At 68.0% G+C, this 17,354-nt stretch carries 22 protein-coding genes; 11 read left to right on the top strand and 11 right to left on the bottom strand.

Annotation, left to right across the window (positions count from 1 at the left end):
- Positions 1 to 2: 2 nt before the first annotated feature.
- Positions 3 to 1,754: a phosphoenolpyruvate--protein phosphotransferase gene (gene ptsP, locus AC5Y3P_RS14480; RefSeq protein WP_500046602.1), complete on the bottom strand. Its 1,752-nt coding sequence runs from the start codon at positions 1,752 to 1,754 to the stop codon at positions 3 to 5.
- A gap of 41 nt (positions 1,755 to 1,795) precedes the next feature.
- Here ptsP and AC5Y3P_RS14475 point away from each other — a divergent pair, with 41 nt between their 5' ends.
- Genes AC5Y3P_RS14475 through AC5Y3P_RS14465 form a run of 3 tightly spaced genes read left to right on the top strand, consistent with a single transcriptional unit; the run spans position 1,796 to position 3,839 of the window.
- Positions 1,796 to 2,563: a DeoR/GlpR family DNA-binding transcription regulator gene (locus AC5Y3P_RS14475; RefSeq protein ID WP_500046601.1), complete on the top strand. Its 768-nt coding sequence runs from the start codon at positions 1,796 to 1,798 to the stop codon at positions 2,561 to 2,563.
- Entirely contained in the window at positions 2,560 to 3,519 is a 960-nt protein-coding gene (locus AC5Y3P_RS14470; protein ID WP_500046600.1) for a 1-phosphofructokinase family hexose kinase, read from the top strand. Before AC5Y3P_RS14475 ends, AC5Y3P_RS14470 begins: the two co-directional genes overlap by 4 nt.
- A 59-nt stretch (positions 3,520 to 3,578) precedes the next feature.
- Positions 3,579 to 3,839, top strand: a complete 261-nt coding sequence (locus AC5Y3P_RS14465) for an HPr family phosphocarrier protein (RefSeq protein WP_500046599.1) — start codon at positions 3,579 to 3,581, stop codon at positions 3,837 to 3,839.
- Between the two features lie 6 nt (positions 3,840 to 3,845).
- On the opposite strand, the gene AC5Y3P_RS14460 is transcribed toward AC5Y3P_RS14465, so the two are convergent.
- From AC5Y3P_RS14460 to AC5Y3P_RS14450, 3 genes are all read right to left on the bottom strand, one after another.
- On the bottom strand, positions 3,846 to 4,283 hold the full coding sequence (locus AC5Y3P_RS14460; RefSeq protein WP_500046598.1) for a nitroreductase/quinone reductase family protein: 438 nt from the start codon (positions 4,281 to 4,283) through the stop codon (positions 3,846 to 3,848).
- A 141-nt stretch (positions 4,284 to 4,424) separates the two neighbouring features.
- Positions 4,425 to 4,970 (bottom strand): Dps family protein, encoded by a 546-nt coding sequence (locus tag AC5Y3P_RS14455; RefSeq protein WP_500046597.1) that lies wholly within the window; start codon positions 4,968 to 4,970, stop codon positions 4,425 to 4,427.
- A 114-nt stretch (positions 4,971 to 5,084) separates the two neighbouring features.
- Entirely contained in the window at positions 5,085 to 6,017 is a 933-nt protein-coding gene (locus AC5Y3P_RS14450; RefSeq protein ID WP_500046596.1) for a DNA-3-methyladenine glycosylase family protein, read from the bottom strand.
- Between the two features lie 55 nt (positions 6,018 to 6,072).
- Here AC5Y3P_RS14450 and AC5Y3P_RS14445 point away from each other — a divergent pair, with 55 nt between their 5' ends.
- Positions 6,073 to 6,477, top strand: coding sequence for a nuclear transport factor 2 family protein (locus tag AC5Y3P_RS14445; RefSeq protein ID WP_500046595.1), 405 nt, complete (start codon positions 6,073 to 6,075; stop codon positions 6,475 to 6,477).
- On the opposite strand, the gene AC5Y3P_RS14440 is transcribed toward AC5Y3P_RS14445, so the two are convergent.
- Positions 6,467 to 6,844, bottom strand: a complete 378-nt coding sequence (locus AC5Y3P_RS14440; RefSeq protein WP_500046594.1) for a DUF427 domain-containing protein — start codon at positions 6,842 to 6,844, stop codon at positions 6,467 to 6,469. The genes AC5Y3P_RS14445 and AC5Y3P_RS14440 overlap by 11 nt on opposite strands.
- A gap of 47 nt (positions 6,845 to 6,891) precedes the next feature.
- On the opposite strand from AC5Y3P_RS14440, the gene AC5Y3P_RS14435 reads away from it, so the two are divergent.
- Positions 6,892 to 7,362, top strand: a complete 471-nt coding sequence (locus AC5Y3P_RS14435; protein ID WP_500046593.1) for an SRPBCC family protein — start codon at positions 6,892 to 6,894, stop codon at positions 7,360 to 7,362.
- A 1-nt stretch (position 7,363) separates the two neighbouring features.
- Here the strand turns inward: AC5Y3P_RS14435 and AC5Y3P_RS14430 are convergent, their stop codons facing one another.
- Positions 7,364 to 8,374 carry an NAD-dependent epimerase/dehydratase family protein gene (locus AC5Y3P_RS14430; RefSeq protein WP_500046592.1) on the bottom strand — a complete coding sequence of 337 codons (1,011 nt, stop codon included), beginning with the start codon at positions 8,372 to 8,374 and terminating at the stop codon, positions 7,364 to 7,366.
- Positions 8,371 to 8,877 (bottom strand): nuclear transport factor 2 family protein, encoded by a 507-nt coding sequence (locus AC5Y3P_RS14425; protein WP_500046591.1) that lies wholly within the window; start codon positions 8,875 to 8,877, stop codon positions 8,371 to 8,373. Before AC5Y3P_RS14425 ends, AC5Y3P_RS14430 begins: the two co-directional genes overlap by 4 nt.
- A gap of 130 nt (positions 8,878 to 9,007) precedes the next feature.
- On the opposite strand from AC5Y3P_RS14425, the gene msrA reads away from it, so the two are divergent.
- The 3 genes from msrA (at position 9,008) to AC5Y3P_RS14410 (ending at position 10,594) form a co-directional block, all read left to right on the top strand.
- On the top strand, positions 9,008 to 9,517 hold the full coding sequence (msrA, locus tag AC5Y3P_RS14420; protein ID WP_500046590.1) for a peptide-methionine (S)-S-oxide reductase MsrA: 510 nt from the start codon (positions 9,008 to 9,010) through the stop codon (positions 9,515 to 9,517).
- A 232-nt stretch (positions 9,518 to 9,749) separates the two neighbouring features.
- Positions 9,750 to 10,112: an ArsR/SmtB family transcription factor gene (locus tag AC5Y3P_RS14415; RefSeq protein ID WP_500046589.1), complete on the top strand. Its 363-nt coding sequence runs from the start codon at positions 9,750 to 9,752 to the stop codon at positions 10,110 to 10,112.
- Positions 10,109 to 10,594 carry an SRPBCC family protein gene (locus AC5Y3P_RS14410; protein ID WP_500046588.1) on the top strand — a complete coding sequence of 162 codons (486 nt, stop codon included), beginning with the start codon at positions 10,109 to 10,111 and terminating at the stop codon, positions 10,592 to 10,594. Before AC5Y3P_RS14415 ends, AC5Y3P_RS14410 begins: the two co-directional genes overlap by 4 nt.
- 12 nt (positions 10,595 to 10,606) lie before the next feature.
- Here the strand turns inward: AC5Y3P_RS14410 and AC5Y3P_RS14405 are convergent, their stop codons facing one another.
- Both AC5Y3P_RS14405 and AC5Y3P_RS14400 read right to left on the bottom strand, forming a co-directional pair.
- Positions 10,607 to 11,059 (bottom strand): YiiD C-terminal domain-containing protein, encoded by a 453-nt coding sequence (locus tag AC5Y3P_RS14405; protein WP_500046587.1) that lies wholly within the window; start codon positions 11,057 to 11,059, stop codon positions 10,607 to 10,609.
- Between the two features lie 20 nt (positions 11,060 to 11,079).
- A complete protein-coding gene (locus tag AC5Y3P_RS14400) occupies positions 11,080 to 12,426 on the bottom strand; it encodes a cytochrome P450 (protein WP_500046586.1) in 1,347 nt (448 codons plus the stop codon).
- A 107-nt stretch (positions 12,427 to 12,533) separates the two neighbouring features.
- Between AC5Y3P_RS14400 and AC5Y3P_RS14395 the strand changes: the two genes are divergently transcribed.
- The gene (locus tag AC5Y3P_RS14395; RefSeq protein ID WP_500046585.1) at positions 12,534 to 13,163 is read left to right on the top strand and encodes a TetR/AcrR family transcriptional regulator; all 630 of its coding nucleotides are present in this window, start codon (positions 12,534 to 12,536) and stop codon (positions 13,161 to 13,163) included.
- A gap of 17 nt (positions 13,164 to 13,180) precedes the next feature.
- Here AC5Y3P_RS14395 and AC5Y3P_RS14390 read toward each other — a convergent pair whose 3' ends face one another.
- A complete protein-coding gene (locus AC5Y3P_RS14390; protein WP_500046584.1) occupies positions 13,181 to 13,708 on the bottom strand; it encodes a hypothetical protein in 528 nt (175 codons plus the stop codon).
- Positions 13,708 to 14,499, bottom strand: a complete 792-nt coding sequence (locus AC5Y3P_RS14385) for a lysophospholipid acyltransferase family protein (protein WP_500046583.1) — start codon at positions 14,497 to 14,499, stop codon at positions 13,708 to 13,710. Before AC5Y3P_RS14385 ends, AC5Y3P_RS14390 begins: the two co-directional genes overlap by 1 nt.
- A gap of 249 nt (positions 14,500 to 14,748) precedes the next feature.
- Between AC5Y3P_RS14385 and glgX the strand changes: the two genes are divergently transcribed.
- Together glgX and AC5Y3P_RS14375 are read left to right on the top strand one after the other, a co-directional pair.
- The gene (gene glgX, locus AC5Y3P_RS14380) at positions 14,749 to 16,914 is read left to right on the top strand and encodes a glycogen debranching protein GlgX (protein ID WP_500046582.1); all 2,166 of its coding nucleotides are present in this window, start codon (positions 14,749 to 14,751) and stop codon (positions 16,912 to 16,914) included.
- On the top strand, positions 16,914 to 17,342 hold the full coding sequence (locus AC5Y3P_RS14375) for a DUF2834 domain-containing protein (protein ID WP_500046581.1): 429 nt from the start codon (positions 16,914 to 16,916) through the stop codon (positions 17,340 to 17,342). Before glgX ends, AC5Y3P_RS14375 begins: the two co-directional genes overlap by 1 nt.
- The last annotated feature ends 12 nt before the right edge of the window (positions 17,343 to 17,354 follow it).

Raw genomic sequence — 17,354 nt, 5'->3', positions numbered from 1 at the left:
GGTCAGCCGTCCAGGATCTGCAGTGCGGCCGCCCGCGCCTCGCCGGCACCGGCGGTGCGCAACACCGCCGCGGCCGCTTCCTGGCACTGCGCCAGGCTGACCGAAGCCAGCTTGGCCCCCACCCCGCTGATCGCGGCGGCCGCGGCCGACAACGACGTGATGCCCATCCCCACCAGCACGCAGGCCAGCAGCGGATCGGCCGCCGCCTCACCGCAGACACCGACCGGTTTGTCCACCGCCACACCGGCTTTGGCGGTCAAGGCAACCAGGGCCAGCACCCCGGGCTGCCACGGGTCGGTGAGCGTGGCCAGTTCGGCCGACATCCGGTCGGCGGCCATCGTGTACTGGGCCAAGTCGTTGGTGCCGATCGACAGAAAGTCGACGTGTTCCAGGATCCGTTCGGCCAGCAGCGCGGCCGCCGGCACCTCGATCATCACGCCGGGCACCAAACCGTGGGCGCGGGTCTGGGCGGCGAAGTCGCGAGCCTCGTCCGGCGTGGCGATCATCGGCGCCATCACCCACGGTGCGGTGCCGGTCTGCGCGGCCGCCGCGGCGATACCGGCCAGCTGATGCTCGAGTAGCCCCGGGTTGTGGAACGAGGTCCGGATACCGCGCACACCGAGCGCCGGGTTGGCCTCATCGGGACTGTTGGCGAACTTCAGCGGTTTGTCCGACCCGGCGTCCAGGGTTCGCACCACCACCTTGTGTCCGGCGAACGCGTCGAGCACCTCGGCGTAGATCCGGGCCTGTTCCTCGACCGTGGGCTCGCTGTCGGTGTTCAAGAAACACAGTTCGGTGCGGAACAGACCGATGCCCTCCGCCGGTGTCTGCCGGGCCGCCCGGGCCGCGGCACCGTCTTGCACATTGGCCAGCACCGCCACCGGATGACCGTCGGCGGTGGCGCCCGGGCCGGCCCAGTTGGCGGTCGCGATGGCGTCCGCCTTGGCCCGTTCCACCGCGGCGGCGGCCTGCGCCGGGTCCGGGTCCACCGTCACGGTGCCGCGGGTGCCGTCGATCAGCACCGTGGCGCCGGCCGCGACGTCGGTCAGACCCTCGACGGCGACCACGCACGGGATCGCCAGCTGCCGGGCGATGATCGCGGTGTGGCTGGTGGGACCGCCCAGGGTGGTGGCCAGACCGACGATCAGCGCCGGATCCAGGCCCGCGGTGTCGGCCGGGGCCAGATCCTCGGCGCACAGGATGGACGGGACGTCGGGCACCGGAACCCCCGGCTCCGGTGCGCCGGTCAGTTCCGCCACCACCCGATCGCGGATGTCGCGCAGGTCGGTCACCCGCTCGGCCATCAAACCGCCCATCTTGGTGAACATCTCGACGAACTGCTCAACAGCCTCGACGGTGGCCCGCACCGCGGGTTGACCCTGCCCGATCCGCTTGCGTGCAGCCCCCAGCCAGGCCTTGTCCTGCGCCAGTTGGGCGGTGGCGGCCAGCACCTCGGCGGCCACGCCGTGCGCGGCTCCGGAGCGGTCCCGCAGCCGTTGCGCAACCTTTCCGGCCGCGGTGTCGAAGCGGGCGGACTCGGCGTCCCGGTCCGGTTCGGCGATCTCCGGCAGCGCGTCGAGACCGTCGAGCGCGGGTGCGCGGCCCGGTCGGATCACCGGGCCGTAGCCCACGCCGGGCACCACCGGCACCCCGGTCAGCGCGGTCAGCGAGGGGTTTCCGGCAGGAGAGGTCATGTGAGGAACATTACAACGAATCCTTGACAACGCAACACGTTCAAGCGTAAAACCACACATATCAACATTCCCGCTGTGGGATGCCACCCGACCGGAGTCCGATGTATCCCGAAGAGCGTCAGCAAGCCATTGCGGAGTTGGTGCTGTCCCGCGGCCGGGCCTCGGTGACCGAGCTCGCCGAGGCCTTCGCGGTCACCACCGAGACGGTCCGCCGCGACCTGGCGGTGCTCGACCGCAGTGGCGTGCTGCGTCGCGTGCACGGCGGTGCGGTCCCGGCCCGCGCCCTGCCGGGCGTCGAGCCCGGCATCGCCGAACGGGAGGGCACCCGGTCGGCCGCCAAGGACGCCATCGCCCGGGCCGCGTTGGAATTCCTCCCGCTCTCCGGCGCCAGCGTGTTGTTCGACGCCGGCACCACCACGGCCCGGGTGGCCGCTGCGCTGCCCGGCGATCGCGAGCTGGTCGTGGTCACCAACGCGGTGCCGATCGCAGCACGGTTGGCCGCGCTGCCGTCTGTGACGTTGCATGTGCTCGGCGGGCGGGTGCGGGGTCTGACCCAGGCCGTGGTCGGCGAGTCGGCGCTGCGCGAGTTGGGCACGCTGCGGCTCGACGTCGCATTCCTGGGCACCAACGGACTGAGTTTGCGGCACGGTCTGTCCACCCCCGACGTCGAGGAAGCTGCGGTCAAGCGCGCCATGGCAGCGTGTGCCAATTATGTTGTGGTGGTCGCTGACTCGTCGAAGATCGGCCGCGAGGATCTGGTCAGCTTCGCCAGCATCGAGCAGGTCGACGCGCTGGTCACCGACGCCGAGATCAGCGACGCCGATCACCGGGCCCTGCGCGACGGCGGCGTCGAAGTGGTGCTGGCATGATCGTCACCCTCACGCCCAACCCCAGCATCGACCGCACCGTGACGCTGACCGCACCGCTCACCCGCGGCGCCGTACATCGGGTCGCCTCGGTGACCGACGAGGCCGGCGGCAAGGGCGTCAACGTCGCGCGGGCCCTGACCTGGGCCGGGGTGCCGGCACTGGCGGTGCTGCCGGTGAGTCCCGACGACCCGTTCCTGACCGTGCTGTCCGGAGTGCCCACCGCGCCGGTAGCCGTCCGGGGCAAGGTTCGCACCAACCTCGCAATCACCGAAATAGACGGCACCACAACCAAACTCAATGAGCCCGGAACCGAGCTGGATGCCACGGCACTGGCTGATCTGACCGCGGCCCTCACCGAGCGGGCCAGGTCCGCCGCGTGGGTGGTGCTCTCCGGTTCGCTGCCCCCCGGTCTGCCGGTGAGTTTCTACGCCGACTTGGTAGCACACCTGGCCGACTTGGACTGCCGGGTTGCGGTGGACACCTCCGAGGGCCCACTGGCCGCGTTGGCCGCCGGGTTCGACACCGCGGCACCCGATCTGATGAAACCGAACTCCGATGAGCTGGCCGGCCTGGTCGGCGCTTCCGCGGCCGCGCTGGAAGATGCGTTCGCGCAAGGTGATCCGGGTCCAGTACTGGAAGCCGCCGGCGAGTTGGTCCGCCGCGGCGTCAACAGCGTGCTGGTCACCCTGGGTGCGGCCGGGGCTGCGCTGGTCGACGCGACCGGGGCGTGGCTGGCGACGCCGCCGCCGATCGTGCCCAAGAGCACAGTCGGTGCCGGGGATTCCTCGCTGGCCGGCTATCTGCGCGCCGAGATCGGCGGCGCGGACCCCGCCGAACGGCTGCAGATGGCGGTGGCTTACGGCAGCGCGGCCGCGGCCCTGCCCGGGTCCGCACTCCCGCACCCCGAGGATCTCGACCTGGCCCAAACCAAGGTTTGGGCCTTCCAGATCGAGTAGACATCTAGATGCCAGCAATTTCACCCAACCGTCCGCGACAGCCAAGGAGAACTCGAGTAATGCCCAGCAAGACCGTGACCGTCGGCTCGGCCGTCGGTCTGCACGCTCGTCCAGCGGCCATCATCGCCGAGGCGGTGGAGAACTCCGGAGCCGAAGTCACCTTGGCGATGGATGGCGGCGACCCGGTGGACGCCGGCTCGGCGCTGATGATCATGACCCTCGGCGCCGGCAAGGGCGCCCAGGTCACGGTCTCCTCCGACGACGCCGGTGCTGTCGACACCGTGGCAGCGCTGGTGGAACAGGACCTGGACGCCGAATAGCTCGCCTTAGAGCTCGCAGATCAGCAGCGGGATCTCGCGGTCGGTGTTGCGCTGGTAGCCCGCGTAGCCCGAATAGGCGGCGACCACCTGCGGCCACAGTTCGGCCCGCTCGGCCGGCGTGGCGGTGCGCGCGCGAGCGGGCCGCTCGACGCCGTCGATGGTCACCGTGACCTCCGGGTTGGCCACCGCGTTCTGGTACCAATCCGGATTGTCTTGATGCCCACCCTTGGACGCGACCACCACGATCCGGTGTTCGTCGTGCACCGGGCTGGTCAGCAGGTTGGCGTACGGCTTGCCGGACTTGCGGCCGACCGTGTGCAACTCCAACGTCAGCATGCCCATCACGGTGCGTGGATAGCGGCCGCCGGTGAGCGCGAGCAGGGCGCGGTGGCCGTTCTCCAGCAGCCAGGCGCCGGCTGCGGCCGCGCGATCAGGTATCCGCATCCGAATCCTCCTTGCAGGTGGGCTGGCTGTAACGCTAAACCGACGGATTGAGCCTGCGGTGCGCGACGAGCTGGACACCGCCAGACACCCTGACCGCCACAGCGGGGCTGCGGCGGTCAGGGTACTGCGAACCTCAAGGGCCTAGCGAGCCTTGCTGGCCGCGGACTTCTCGGTCTTCTTCCCCGCATGCTTGAGCTGGCCGCCCTTGTTCTCCAGGTGCGCGCGCACGAACCACTGGAACTTCTCCAGTTCGGCGGCGTGCCCGATCAGCATGTCCTGGGTGACCGGATCGAGTTCCTCGGTGTCCGAAATGCCGCGCCGCACGTCTTCGATGACGCCGGTGTAGACCAGGTCCAGCGCCGCCAGATGTGCTTGCACGGTGTCTCGACCCACCGAATAGTCGTCCCAGTCGCGGTCGCGGACGATCGCGCCGGGGGTTCCTTCCGGTGAGAAGCCCAGTGTGGCAATGCGTTCGGCTACCTCGTCGGCGTAGCCACGGACCAGTTCGACCTGCGGGTCGATCATCTCGTGCACACCGATGAAGTTCGCGCCGACCACGTTCCAGTGTATGTGTTTGAGCGTCAGATGCAGGTCGTTGTACGTGCTGAGCTGGTGCTGCAGCAGTTCAGCCGCCTGCGCACTCTGCTTGTCGGTCAGGCCGGGAATCGTGTAGTGATTGGTGGACATGCTGGGGTGTGTACCCAGCGATCGGCACCCGAAACTCCTCGGCCGACGCCTGGGGTGAAGGTCACTCCCGGACGGCAATGTGGCCCGGGGCGGTCTGTGCCGCCGCCGCGGCCGCTACCTGGCGCCGATGTCCTGCACCGGCAGCCTCGGCCCGCGGCGCGGCTCACGAGCCAGGCCGCTGACGTAGAGCAGCCGCACCACCCGGTGCCGGTGCGGCCGCATGGGTTCGAGCAGCCGCACCATCTCGGCGTCGTCGACCGGGTGGCCCAGCAGCGTCCAGCCGATCATCGTGGAAACGTGGTAGTCGCCGACCGAGAGCGCATCGGGGTCCCCGAACGCCCGCTGGGCCACCTCGGCCGCCGTCCAGACGCCCACCCCCGGCAGCGCCGTCAACGCGGATTGGGCCTGCGCCGAGCCCCGCTCGACGAGTCTTTCCAGGGACTGCGCTCGGCGCGCGCACACCAGCACGGTCCGGGCCCGGCCCGGATCGACGTTGGCGCGGTGGAACTCCCAGGACGGGATGCGCAGCCAGGTCTGCGCGGACGGAAACACCCGCATTCGTTCGGGCGCCGGGCCGGGAGCCGGCGACCCGTATGTGCCGACCAACCGCCGCCAGGACCGGAACGCGTCGGCACCTGGTACTCGCTGCTCGATCACGGCGGGTATCAACGCCTCCAGCACCCGACCGGTGCGGCCCAACCGCAGATGCGCGGCCCGGCGCGCGGCGACAGCCACCGTCGGATCCGCCGGGGCGAAATCCGACCAGTCGTCGTCGACCCCGAGCAGCGCGGGCGCGGCCTCGACGAACTCGCCCGCCCCGCTACCCCAGGCCTGCACCAGCACCTCGGCCGGACCGGCGCGCACGATGCGAGCGGTGACGGGTCCGGAGTCGAGCAGACTGGTGCGCCAGATCGCGCGGTCCGCGGTGATCTGAAAGGTGGGATCGCCCGGACCGCGGCGCAGCGGGGCCAACGTCACGCCCGGGCTGGCGGGCCCGCTGAACGTGACGGTGCGGGTGAGCGGTTCGGTGGTGTCTACCCGTGCCACGCTAGCGGCCGGCACCGACGCGCCTCGTTGACGTTTGCTCTGCGGTCGGGACAGGATGGGATACGTGACGACGCCGTTCGACGATCCCCAGTCCGAGCTTGGGTGGATGTTCCTGCAGAACCTCACCGTCGACGGCGACCTCGACGAGGGCTTCGAGTTGCTCAGCGACGACTTCACCTACTGGAACAACTGGTCCCGTCGCACCTGCAACAAGGCCGAATTGCGTCGGCTCAGCGAGTGGCTCAAAGAGCGGATCACCCTGACCTTCGACCTGATCCACTGCACCAACGAGGGCGAGAACGTCATCATCGAAGCCCGCCCGGACGGCGTCACGGCCGAGGGCGTGCGCTATGACACCCCGATCGCGTTCGTGTTCGAAACCCGCGATGGGCTGATCACGTCGCTACGCGAATACGGCGACACCAGACTGGTGGCCGAGGCGTTCGGGCCTACTCCGTGATGACCTCGATCTGCGCTTTGTCCGGGTAGAACGCCAGGTGGCCGGCGATTGCGGCCACCGCGGGGTAGGGCTGGGCGTAGAACCAGGCGGCGTCCGGCACCGTCGCGGATTCGCTCAGCACCGAGTAGTAGCCGGCTTCACCCTTGTACGGGCAGTAGCTGCTGGTCGACGACGGCGTGATCACTTCGCGCCGCACGTCGGTGAGCGGAACGTACTGCACCGCTGGATAACTCGCTTCCTGCAGGGTCAAGGCAGCGACGGTGTCGGCGACGGTGGTACCGGCCACGGTGACCACGACCCGGCCTGCGGTGGGCGTGACGGTGATCGGATGTTCGGCGGAAGGCTCCCGTACTGGACGCTCGGTCATGAGAGGTGCAACAGCGGACCGAGCCGGGCATTCCCTACGATGCCCTGATGGCCTCTCAAACGTCGCCGACCACGTCGGCCGGAGTCGACATCGCTGCCAGCCCGGACACCGTCTATGGGCTGATCACCGACCTGCCCACCTTGGCCGAGTTGGCCGCGGAGACCTTCGCGATGCGCTGGTCCAAGGGCGATACCGCCCGGCCCGGCGCGGTGTTCAAGGGCGACAACCGCAACGGCACCAAGACCTGGACCACGACCTGCACCGTGACCGAAGCGCAGCCGGGCCGGGTGTTCGCCTGGGACGTCAGCAGCACGGTGGTCCCAATTGCGCACTGGCGCTATGAGATCTCGCCGACCGATACCGGCTGCCAGGTCACCGAAAGCATGTGGGACCGGCGACCGTGGTGGCTACGCAAGATCGGTCACCTGTTGACCGGAGTCCCGGACCGGGATGCCGCCAACGCCGAACACATGGCCGCCACCTTGGCCAATCTGAAGGCCCGCGCCGAGGCGCACTGACCTACTTCTGTTTGCGCGCCCGTCGGCGCGCCGACCAGAACTGGGCCGCTTCCCGCACGGACTCCTCGACCGGGCGCGGCTGCCAACCCAGTTCCCGACGCGCCTTGCTGCAGTCGACCGGCGCCTCGGCGCGCATCAACCGCACCGACGGCAGGGTCAGGTGTTCATCGGTGCGGCGCAGCCGGGCCCGCAGCGAGCCGAACGCGCCCATCGCGTACAGCACCGGGACCGGGATGGCGCGCCGCGGCGCCGGCACACCGACCTCGTCGGCAGCAATCTGGATCACCTCGCGGTTGCTGATCATTCGCTCCGAGATCAGGTAGCGCTCCCCATTCCGGCCGTGCTCGGCGGCCAGCAGCATCGCGCGGGCGGCGTCCTCGACCCCGACGGCTTCCAACTCGATCCGGTCCAGCATGAACGGCAGCTTGCCGAACACCGTGCCGGCGATCAGGGCGCCGTGCGGCGTCATGCCGTAGTCGCCGCGGCCATAGGTGGTGGAGATGCACATCGCGACCGCGGGCAGTCCGCGCTCACGCGCGTAGCGCAGCACCAGCTCCTCGGCTTGCACCCGGGAGCGGACGTAGGCGGTCAAACCGCGGGGGTCGACGACGTCGTCTTCGGTGGCGACGCGGCCCCGTTTGCGCCCGACGGTCGAGTAGCTGCTGGTGAACACGAACTTGCGCAACGCGCCCGTCTGGGCCGCCTCGACGGCCACGTCGAGCACACCGCGCAAACCCTCGACGTTGGTGTGGAACAGCGGGGCCGGGTCGCGCAGCCAGGCCCGGGTGTCGACCACGCAGTAGTAGACGACGTCGCAGTCGGCCATCGCCTTGCGCACGGTGTCCAGGTCGAAGATGTCGCCGACGAACCGGGTTACGTCCAGGTCGTCGATGCTGGTGGTGTCGGCAGTGGCACGCACCATCACCCGGACGTCGTGGCCGGCCGCCACCAGCTGCCGGGTGACGTGTGAACCCAGGAAACCGTTGCCGCCCAACACCAGCACCGGACTCATTTGGCGGCTCCGTAATTGGACAGCCAGGTCGCGGCGGCGTCGTCGAGGGTGCCGAGCTCGGCGGCCTTGCGGCACCACTTGACCGCGGCCGAGGCGAACCGCAGCGGGTTGTAGACGTCTTCCTGCCGACACCATTTGCCGTCACCCGCGTAGCTGAGGATGGAGATGTTGGTGGCGCTGATGATGGTGCCGTCACCCGGGTCGCGCATCGGGTTGTCCAGTTCGCAGATCACCCGGGCGGTGGATTCGTCGATCACATGCCACAGCGACGGGAACGCCGTCATGTGGCTGCCCGGAAACGTCGACATGGTGCGCTGGATCCAGGGCCGGACCTCGTCGCGGCCACGCATGGTGCCGGCCGCGTGTTCGATGTAGAGCACGTCATCGGTGTAGTGCTCGACCCAGATGTCCCAGTCCTTGGCGCGGGCCGCCCGATCGACGGTCGCCTCGAACTGCTCAAATGCCGCGGCCAATTCATCGCGGCTGAAGTGCCCGGTACCCATCCTGAAACTAGAACACGTTCTAAAGGTGTTGTCGAGCATGTCTCAGGTCTGTGCGACCCCGGGGCCCCGCGCCCGGCGTGCACAATGGAACACGGCACCTGAAGAGAAGTTCAGCGGAAGGGATGTGCAGATGACCGAGAGCCACACCGCGATCCTGGCCGGCGGCTGCTTCTGGGGTATGCAGGACCTGATCCGCAAGCAACCCGGCGTGATCTCGACCCGCGTCGGCTACACCGGCGGCAGCAACGACCATCCCACCTACCGCAACCACCCGGGTCACGCCGAGGCCATCGAAATCCACTACGACCCAAGTCAAACCGACTACCGGGCCATCCTGGAGTTCTTCTTCCAGATCCACGATCCGAGCACCACGGACCGGCAGGGCAACGACATCGGCAGTTCGTACCGCTCGGCGATCTTCTACCTCGACGAGGAGCAAAAGCGCGTCGCACTGGACACCATCGCCGACGTCGACGCCTCCGGACTGTGGCCGGGCAAGGTGGTCACCGAGGTCACCCCGGCCACCGATTTCTGGGAAGCGGAGCCCGAGCACCAGGACTATCTGGAGCGCATCCCCAACGGCTACACCTGCCACTACCCGCGGCCGAACTGGAAGCTGCCCAAGCGCGCCAGCGCCTGAGCCTGCCGGGCCGCGCCCGTCTTCGCTCGACGGCCTCCCCTCGAAACGGTTCCCGCTCTACCATCTCCCACCCGCGCCCGTCTTCGCTCTGCCGTCTCCTTTCCGATCTTCGGGCCCGCAGAGCGGGTAAGTGGCCGAAGAGCGGCAGCAGTTGGCACGAATTCAACCAAAGGGTTGACAACGATGTCCGCTGGCGCGCAGGCTGTATTCAACCGAACGGTTGAGGAGTCTGATGGACGACCAGTTGTCGAAGGTGTTCGCCGCCCTCGGCGATCCGATCCGCCGCGACATCGTCGCCCGCCTCACGGCGGCCGACGCCACGGTGAGCCAGCTGGCCGAGCCCTATGACGTCAGCCTCCAGGCAGTGTCCAAGCACCTCAAGGTGCTCGAGGACGCCGGCCTGGTGACCCGCAGCCGCGAGGCCCAGACCCGCCCGGTGCACCTACGGGCCGAGGTCTTCGACCTGATGACGAAATGGATTGAGCGCTACCGCCGCCAGGCCGAGGACCGCTACCGCCGTTTGGACGCCGTTCTGGCTGAACTGAATGAAACCGAGACCCGCACCACGTCAACCGGAAGGGAACAAGCGTCATGACCTCCACCCCCGCATCCGAAGCCGTGATCGTCGCCGACGAGAAACTGCCGATCATCCGGATCAGCCGCGACTTCGCAGCCACGCCAGCACAAGTGCTGCGCGCCCACACCGATCCGGAGTTGTTCGCCCGTTGGGTCGGACCCGACGGCATGGACACCAAGATCCTGGAATGGGATGTCCGCAACGGCGGATCCTGGCGGTATGTGGCCAGCCGCGACGGCGAGGACTACAGCTTCCGCGGCTGCTTCCACACCGTCGGCGAGGACAAGATCGTGCAGACCTTCACCTTCGAGGGCATGCCCGACGATGTAGCGCTGGAGACTCTCTGGTTTGAAGACCTCGGCGACGGGCGCACCCGTCTGCACGCCCAATCCTTGGTCGACAGCTTCGAGGGCCGCGACGCCTGGCTGGCCTCCGGCATGGAGGACGGCGTGTGCCAGGGCTACGCCAAGCTCGACCGGTTGCTCACCGAAACCAGCTGAGCGCCAGCCGGTCTACTTCGGGTGGGCGCGCAACTGATAGAGGCCGTGCGTGGTGGCCACCACCTGGCCGTTGGCGTCGGTCACCACGGCGTCGAGTTCGTAGTCGGCCTTGCCGCGCTCGGCGGCCTCGGCGGCCACTCGGGCGATCGACTCGTCGTCCAGCGTGGCTTCCGAGCGCAACTCGGTGGTCGCCATCCCGACGAACTTGATGTCGAGTTTCTTGACCAACGGGAAGTACTTGCCGGCATCGAAGGATGACAGCGCGATGATGCCGCCCAGGATCTCGGCGACGGTGAACTGCACGCCGGCGTAGATCACGCCGAAGTGGTTGCCGTTGCCTTCCACGGGCACGGTGGCCGCGGCGAAACCGGGGCGAGCTTCGACGATCCGCACCCCCATCTGGTGCGCGGTCGGGATGGTGGTCGCCATGCGCTCGTTCATCATGGCCAGGATCGAATCGGTCACGACGTCGATCCTGCCACGGGCTATTTGCGCCGCCGCACCGTGATCCGGCCGCCGCGCTTGGGCGTGAACGCCACACCTCGGGAGTGCCACTTCTCCCCGGGTGCGTCGGTGGTCTGGATCGTGAAGTGCCGCAACACGGTGCGCAGGACGACGTCCATCTCCATGTTGGCGAAGGCGGCACCGACGCAGCGGCGGGTGCCGCCGCCGAACGGGATCCAGCCATACACATTGGGCCGGGTGCCGATGAAACGCTGCGGGTCGAACCGCTGCGGGTCGACGAACTCCTCGGCGTTCTGGTGCACCTGGCCGATCGCCACGGTCAGCGAGTAGCCACGCGGGATCTGCCACTTGCCCAACTCGAACACCGGCGCCAGCACGTGTCGGCCGGCGAAGTCGATCACCGTGCGGTTGCGCTGCACCTCCAGAATCGTCGCGGCGCGGTACTCGTTGCCGTCGGTGTCGGCCTCAGCGGCCAACCGCGCCAACACCTCGGGATGGCGCGAGATCCGCTCGAACGCCCACGCCAGGGTGGACGCCGTGGTCTCGTGTCCGGCCGCGAGCAGAGTGAGCAACTCGTCACCGATCTCGCTGCGCGACATCGGTGTTCCGTCTTCGTAGGTGCTGCGCAGCAGCAGCGCCAGCACGTCGGTGCGCTGGTCGAGATGCGGATCGGCGCGCGCGGTGTCGATCAGCGTGCCGACCACTTCGTCGTACTCGCTGCGGTAGCGCGCCAGCCGTCCCCACGGCCCCCGGTTCTCCAACCGACGCGGCGCCGACGGCAACACGGCCAGCCGGGAGCCCAGGGTCACCCAGGGCGGCAGGATCCGGCGCAGCGTCGCGAACTCGGCACCGTCGGCGCCGAAGATGGCCCGCAAGATGATGTTGAGCGTGATCCGCATCATCGGCTCGAGGGTTTCGAATTCCCGGCCTTCCGGCCAGGACGCCATCTCGCGCAGCGCCTCCTCTTCGACGATCTGCTCGTACTTCTGCATGGCCTTGCCGTGGAACGGCGGCGTCAGCAACTTGCGTCGCCGCCGATGCTCGTTGCCTTCCAACGCGAACACCGAGCCCGGGCCGAACATCCGGCTCAGGTTGGGCTGGATGTTGCCCAGGTCGTCGGTGCTGGCGGTGAACACCTGCTTGGCCAGGGTCGGACTGGTGACCACGACCATCCGACCGAACACCGGAACCCTCAAGATGAAGGTCTCGCCGTAGCGCGCGGTCATCCGGCCCACGATCTGCCGTCGCCACAGCGCATACCCGATGCCCTGCACCAGGGCGGGCAGCCGCGGCGACGGCGGGATGCGCAGCGCGGGTGCCGACGGCGCCGCGGCGGGCTCGGTCCGAGGGAGGTCGGTTTCAGTCATGGGCAGGCCTCCATCACTCCGGCAAGGTGGTACCAGCACGTACCACCGCATGCGGAGTACGGTACTCCTCGGTACCAGCAGCTGGCAAGGGTGGATGAGGAGGTGCCATGGCGGTCCCGGCCCGCACCGCGGAGGCAGCGCAACCGGCGCTGCCACGAGATCCGTACCGGACCCGGTTGCTCGACGGCCTGGCCGCGGCGATCAGCGAACGCGGGTATCGCGACACCACCGTCGCCGACATCGTTCGGCAGGCCAAGACCTCCAAACGGACCTTCTATGCGCATTTCACCAGCAAGGACGACTGCCTGCTGGAACTGCTGGATCTGGACAATCAGCGGATGATCTCGGCGATCCGGGCCGCGGTCGACCCCGACGACGATTGGCGCACCCAGATCGAGCGGGCCGTACAGGCCTATGTCGCCGCCATCGCCGCGAGGCCGGCCATCACCTTGACCTGGATCCGGGAGTTTCCGGCGCTCGGTTATGCGGCCCGGCCGGTGCAGCGCCGCGGCATGGCCCGGTTCACCGACCTGCTGGTCGACATCACATCGAGCCCCGGTTTCCGCCGCGCCAACCTGACCACGGTGTCCCGGCCGACCGCGTTGATCCTGCTCGGCGGTTTGCGCGAACTCACCGCGCACACCATGGAGGACGGCGAAGAGATCGCCGAGATCACCGATACCGCGATCGCCGCCTGCATCGGCCTGATCACCGGCAGCGGCCCGGTACCCGACTGAGTCCGACCGAGACCAGCTCAGCGCCGCGGTCCGGGCAGCTTGGGCAGCACGAACCCGAACGCGCGTGGAAATCCCACCCCGGTCAGCTCGGCCCGGCGCAGCGCGGCCGTCGAAACCCGGCGCCGCTGCCCGGAAGATGGCTCATAGCAGCTGAATTCGGCGTTCTGGACGCCGATCAGCAGCACCCAGTGCCGCGGAATGACGCGGCCCACCAACATTGCCACCGGATACCCCAACAGCACGGCCTCGCGCACGTCGAGCAATCGGTCACCGCGGCAGGCCGCCCGCCGCCACCGGTAGCCCACCGCGCTGTGCCGCGACAAGGCCCGCACCATGCCCCACGGCGTGGTGCCCAGGGCACGCGGCCAGATCCGGTTGAGCCGCCGATGCAGCCGGGTCTGCTCGTCGTCGAACCAGTCGGCGTCGGTCAGAGCCGCGCGGTAGTCCGGGTCCAGCAGCGCGGCGCCGACGATGGCCACGCTGGGACCGCAGCTACGTCCGTCGCGCTGCCGCAGCGGGATGGTCGGCAGCCGTAGTTCGGTCATCAACCCAAGACCGGGAACCGGCGTTGCCGCGCCAACCGGTCCAGCGCGGTCTGCATGACCGAGCGGACGTAGAAGTCGACCTCGTCGACGTCGGGATCCGGACCGAACTGCGCCTCGGGATAGATCGGCTCGAGCACCTCGGTGACCACCTTGGCGGGCAGCGGCACGTTCGGCGGGATCAACATGCTGACCCCGAACGGCCAGCCCACACTGACCGGCAAGATCTCCATCCGAATCTTCTTCAGCCCCAGCGATGTGGCCAGCCGATGCCCGCGGCTCAAGAACAGTTGGGTCTCCTGGCCGCCGATCGACACGCTCGGCACGATCGGCACACCGGCACGCAGCGCCGTTCGGACATAGCCGGTGCGGCCGTTGAAGTCGATGGTGTTGGCCTCGGCCGTGGGCCGGTAGGCGTCGTAGTCCCCGCCCGGGAACACCAACACCACGGCCCCGTCGGCCAGCGCCTCGGCCGCGCTGTCCGGATGGGCTTCGATGACACCCAGCCGGTTCATGATCGATGACATCGGACCCATCAACACGCCGTAATGCGCGAGGGTCAGCAGCGGCCGCCGGTAACCGAACCGCCGGTAGTACGCCGGCGCCAGCACCAAGACGTCCGGGGTCCACATCCCACCGGAGTGGTTCGCCACCATCAGTGCGGGACCGTCGGCCGGGATGTTTTCGATGCCGCGGACCTCGGGCCGGTGCCACCTGCGCACCACCGGATCGAGCCCGGAGATCACCCTCTTGATGAAGTCCGGATCCCACTTCGAAATCTCCGGATCGCTCACCTGCTCCACCTTCGTGCTCGACGATCCCTCGATCGTGCGCCCATTGCTGTTGCCATGCATGCACATTTGACGCCGTTGTCAAACACGTCGGACGGCCGACCCTGCGTGGCCGCCCCGCCGCAGCGGACAGCCGAGTGACTCACTGGCGCGGATTCAGCCGGTGGCGGGCGGCCCCGCCGGGAAGTCGCTACCGTGAGTCAACGCCGGTTCCCCCGGGACGCGGCCCGACGAAAGGAACCAAGACCGCCAGTGACCAGCTCAGCAGAGGTGACCACCGAGGTCTGGCCGGGCAAGGCCTATCCGCTGGGTGCCAGTTACGACGGGTCGGGCACCAACTTCGCGGTGTTCAGCGAAGTAGCCGACCGGGTGGAGTTGTGCCTGTTCGACGCCGACGGAGTCGAAACCCGCTACCAACTACCCGAAGTCGATGGTTTCGTCTGGCACGGTTTCTTGCCCGGAGTGGCTTCGGGCCAGCGTTACGGTTACCGCGTCTACGGCCCGCACGACCCGGCCAACGGCTTGCGCTGCAACCCGAACAAACTGTTGCTCGACCCGTATTCGAAGGCCATCGACGGCATCTTCGGTTGGGACCAGTCACTGTTCGGTTACCCGTTCGGCGACCCCGACGGCCGCAACGACGACGACTCCGCTGAAAGCATGCCGAAGTCGGTGGTGATCAACCCGTACTTCGACTGGGGTGTGGATCGGCCACCGCGGCACGAGTACGCCGACTCGGTCATCTACGAGGCGCACGTCAAGGGCCTGACCCAAACCCACCCGGACATCCCGGAGTCGATCCGCGGCACCTACGCCGCGATCGCGCATCCGGCGATCATCGATCACCTGACCTCACTGGGGGTTACCGCCATCGAACTGATGCCGGTGCACCACTTCGCCAACGACTCCACCCTGATCGACAAGGGCCTGTCCAACTACTGGGGCTACAACACGATCGGCTTCTTCGCGCCCGACTCGAAGTACGCCTCCAACAGCACCCCGGGTGCGCAGGTGCAGGAATTCAAGACCATGGTGCGCGCACTGCACGAAGCCAGCATCGAGGTGATCCTCGACGTGGTCTACAACCACACCGCCGAGGGCAACCACCTGGGCCCGACGGTGTCGATGCGCGGCATCGACAACCCGGCCTACTACCGCCTGGTCGACGACGACAAGCGGTACTACATGGACTACACCGGCACCGGCAACAGCTTCAACGTACGGCACCCGCATTCGCTGCAGCTGATCATGGACTCACTGCGCTACTGGGTCACCGAGATGCACGTCGACGGCTTCCGCTTCGACCTGGCGGCCACGCTGGCGCGCGAGTTCTACGATGTGGACCGACTGAGCACGTTCTTCGAACTGGTGCAACAGGATCCGACGGTCAGCCAGGTCAAGCTGATCGCCGAACCGTGGGACATCGGCCCCGGCGGCTACCAGGTCGGCAACTTCCCGCCGCAGTGGACCGAGTGGAACGGCAAGTACCGCGACACGGTGCGCGACTTCTGGCGCGGCGAGGATGCCAGTCTCGGCGAATTCGCGTCCCGGATAACCGGTTCGGCCGATCTGTACGAGCACACCGCGCGGCGGCCAGTGGCCTCGATCAACTTCGTCACCGCCCATGACGGTTTCACGTTGGCCGATCTGGTGTCCTACAACGAGAAGCACAACGAGGACAACGGTGAGGACAACAACGACGGCGAAAGCCACAACCGGTCCTGGAACTGCGGCGTCGAAGGACCTACCGACGACCCGGCGATCACCGGACTGCGGCAGCGTCAACAGCGCAACTTCCTGACCACCTTGCTGCTGTCCCAGGGTGTCCCGATGATCAGCCACGGCGACGAGTTGGGCCGCACCCAGGGCGGCAACAACAACGGCTACTGCCAGGACAACGAGATCACCTGGGTGAACTGGGAATCCGCTGACACCGCGCTGTTGGACTTCACCCGCAAGGTGTCCGCATTGCGGGCCGAGCACCCGGTGTTCCGCCGACGGCGGTTCTTCACCGGTCACCCGATCCGGCAACCCGACACCACCGGCCTACCGGACATCTCCTGGTTCCGGCCCGACGGCACCGAGATGAGCGAAGCCGACTGGGACTCCGGTTTCGGCAAGTCGATAGCGGTGTACCTGAACGGCCGCGGTATCCCGGGCCTGGACCCGCGCGGACAACGTGTCATCGACGACTCCTTCCTGGTGTGCTTCAACGCCTTCTACGAACCGATCGAATTCACGTTGCCGAGCGCTGATTTCGGCGAATCCTGGCGGGTGGTGATCGACACCGCGCACCCCGACAACGGGGTGGATGACAGCGTGCTGGCGGCCGGCAGCAGCGGGCAGGTGGCGGCCCGCGCGCTGCTGGTGCTGCAACAGGTCATCGACGAGCCGGCGCCGGAAAAGCGGGAGAACTAATGTCCACCTCACGCAAGTTGTTGTGCACCGTCTACGCGGTGATCGCGGCCGCGGCCCTGGTCGCGACCTGGAGCCAAAATCTGCAGTACCAATCGGATTTCGTGGTCAGCTTCATCACCGATCTGCGGGTCAACCCGGCGGCCCGCTCGATCACCGCCGACATCCTGGTGCTGGGTCTGGCGCTGTTCGTCTTCATGGTTATCGAGGCCCGCAAGCATCGGATCCGGTTCGTCTGGGTCTATATCCTGGGCAGCATGCTGACCGCGATCAGCGTCACCTTCCCGCTGTTCCTGATCGCCCGCGAACTGCGGCTGGCCCAAACCGAACCAGCATCCGGGCTGCCGCCGTTGCCGATCCTCGACCGGGTCGGGCTGGCGTTGGCCACCGTGGCGGTGGCGGTCGCGGTGATCTGGATCGACCTGGGCTGATCCGGTGAACTG

The organism is Mycobacterium sp. NGS45 (assembly GCF_059812645.1).
Note: the sequence above shows the minus strand (reverse complement) of the source record. Positions and strands in the feature narration are given on the sequence as shown.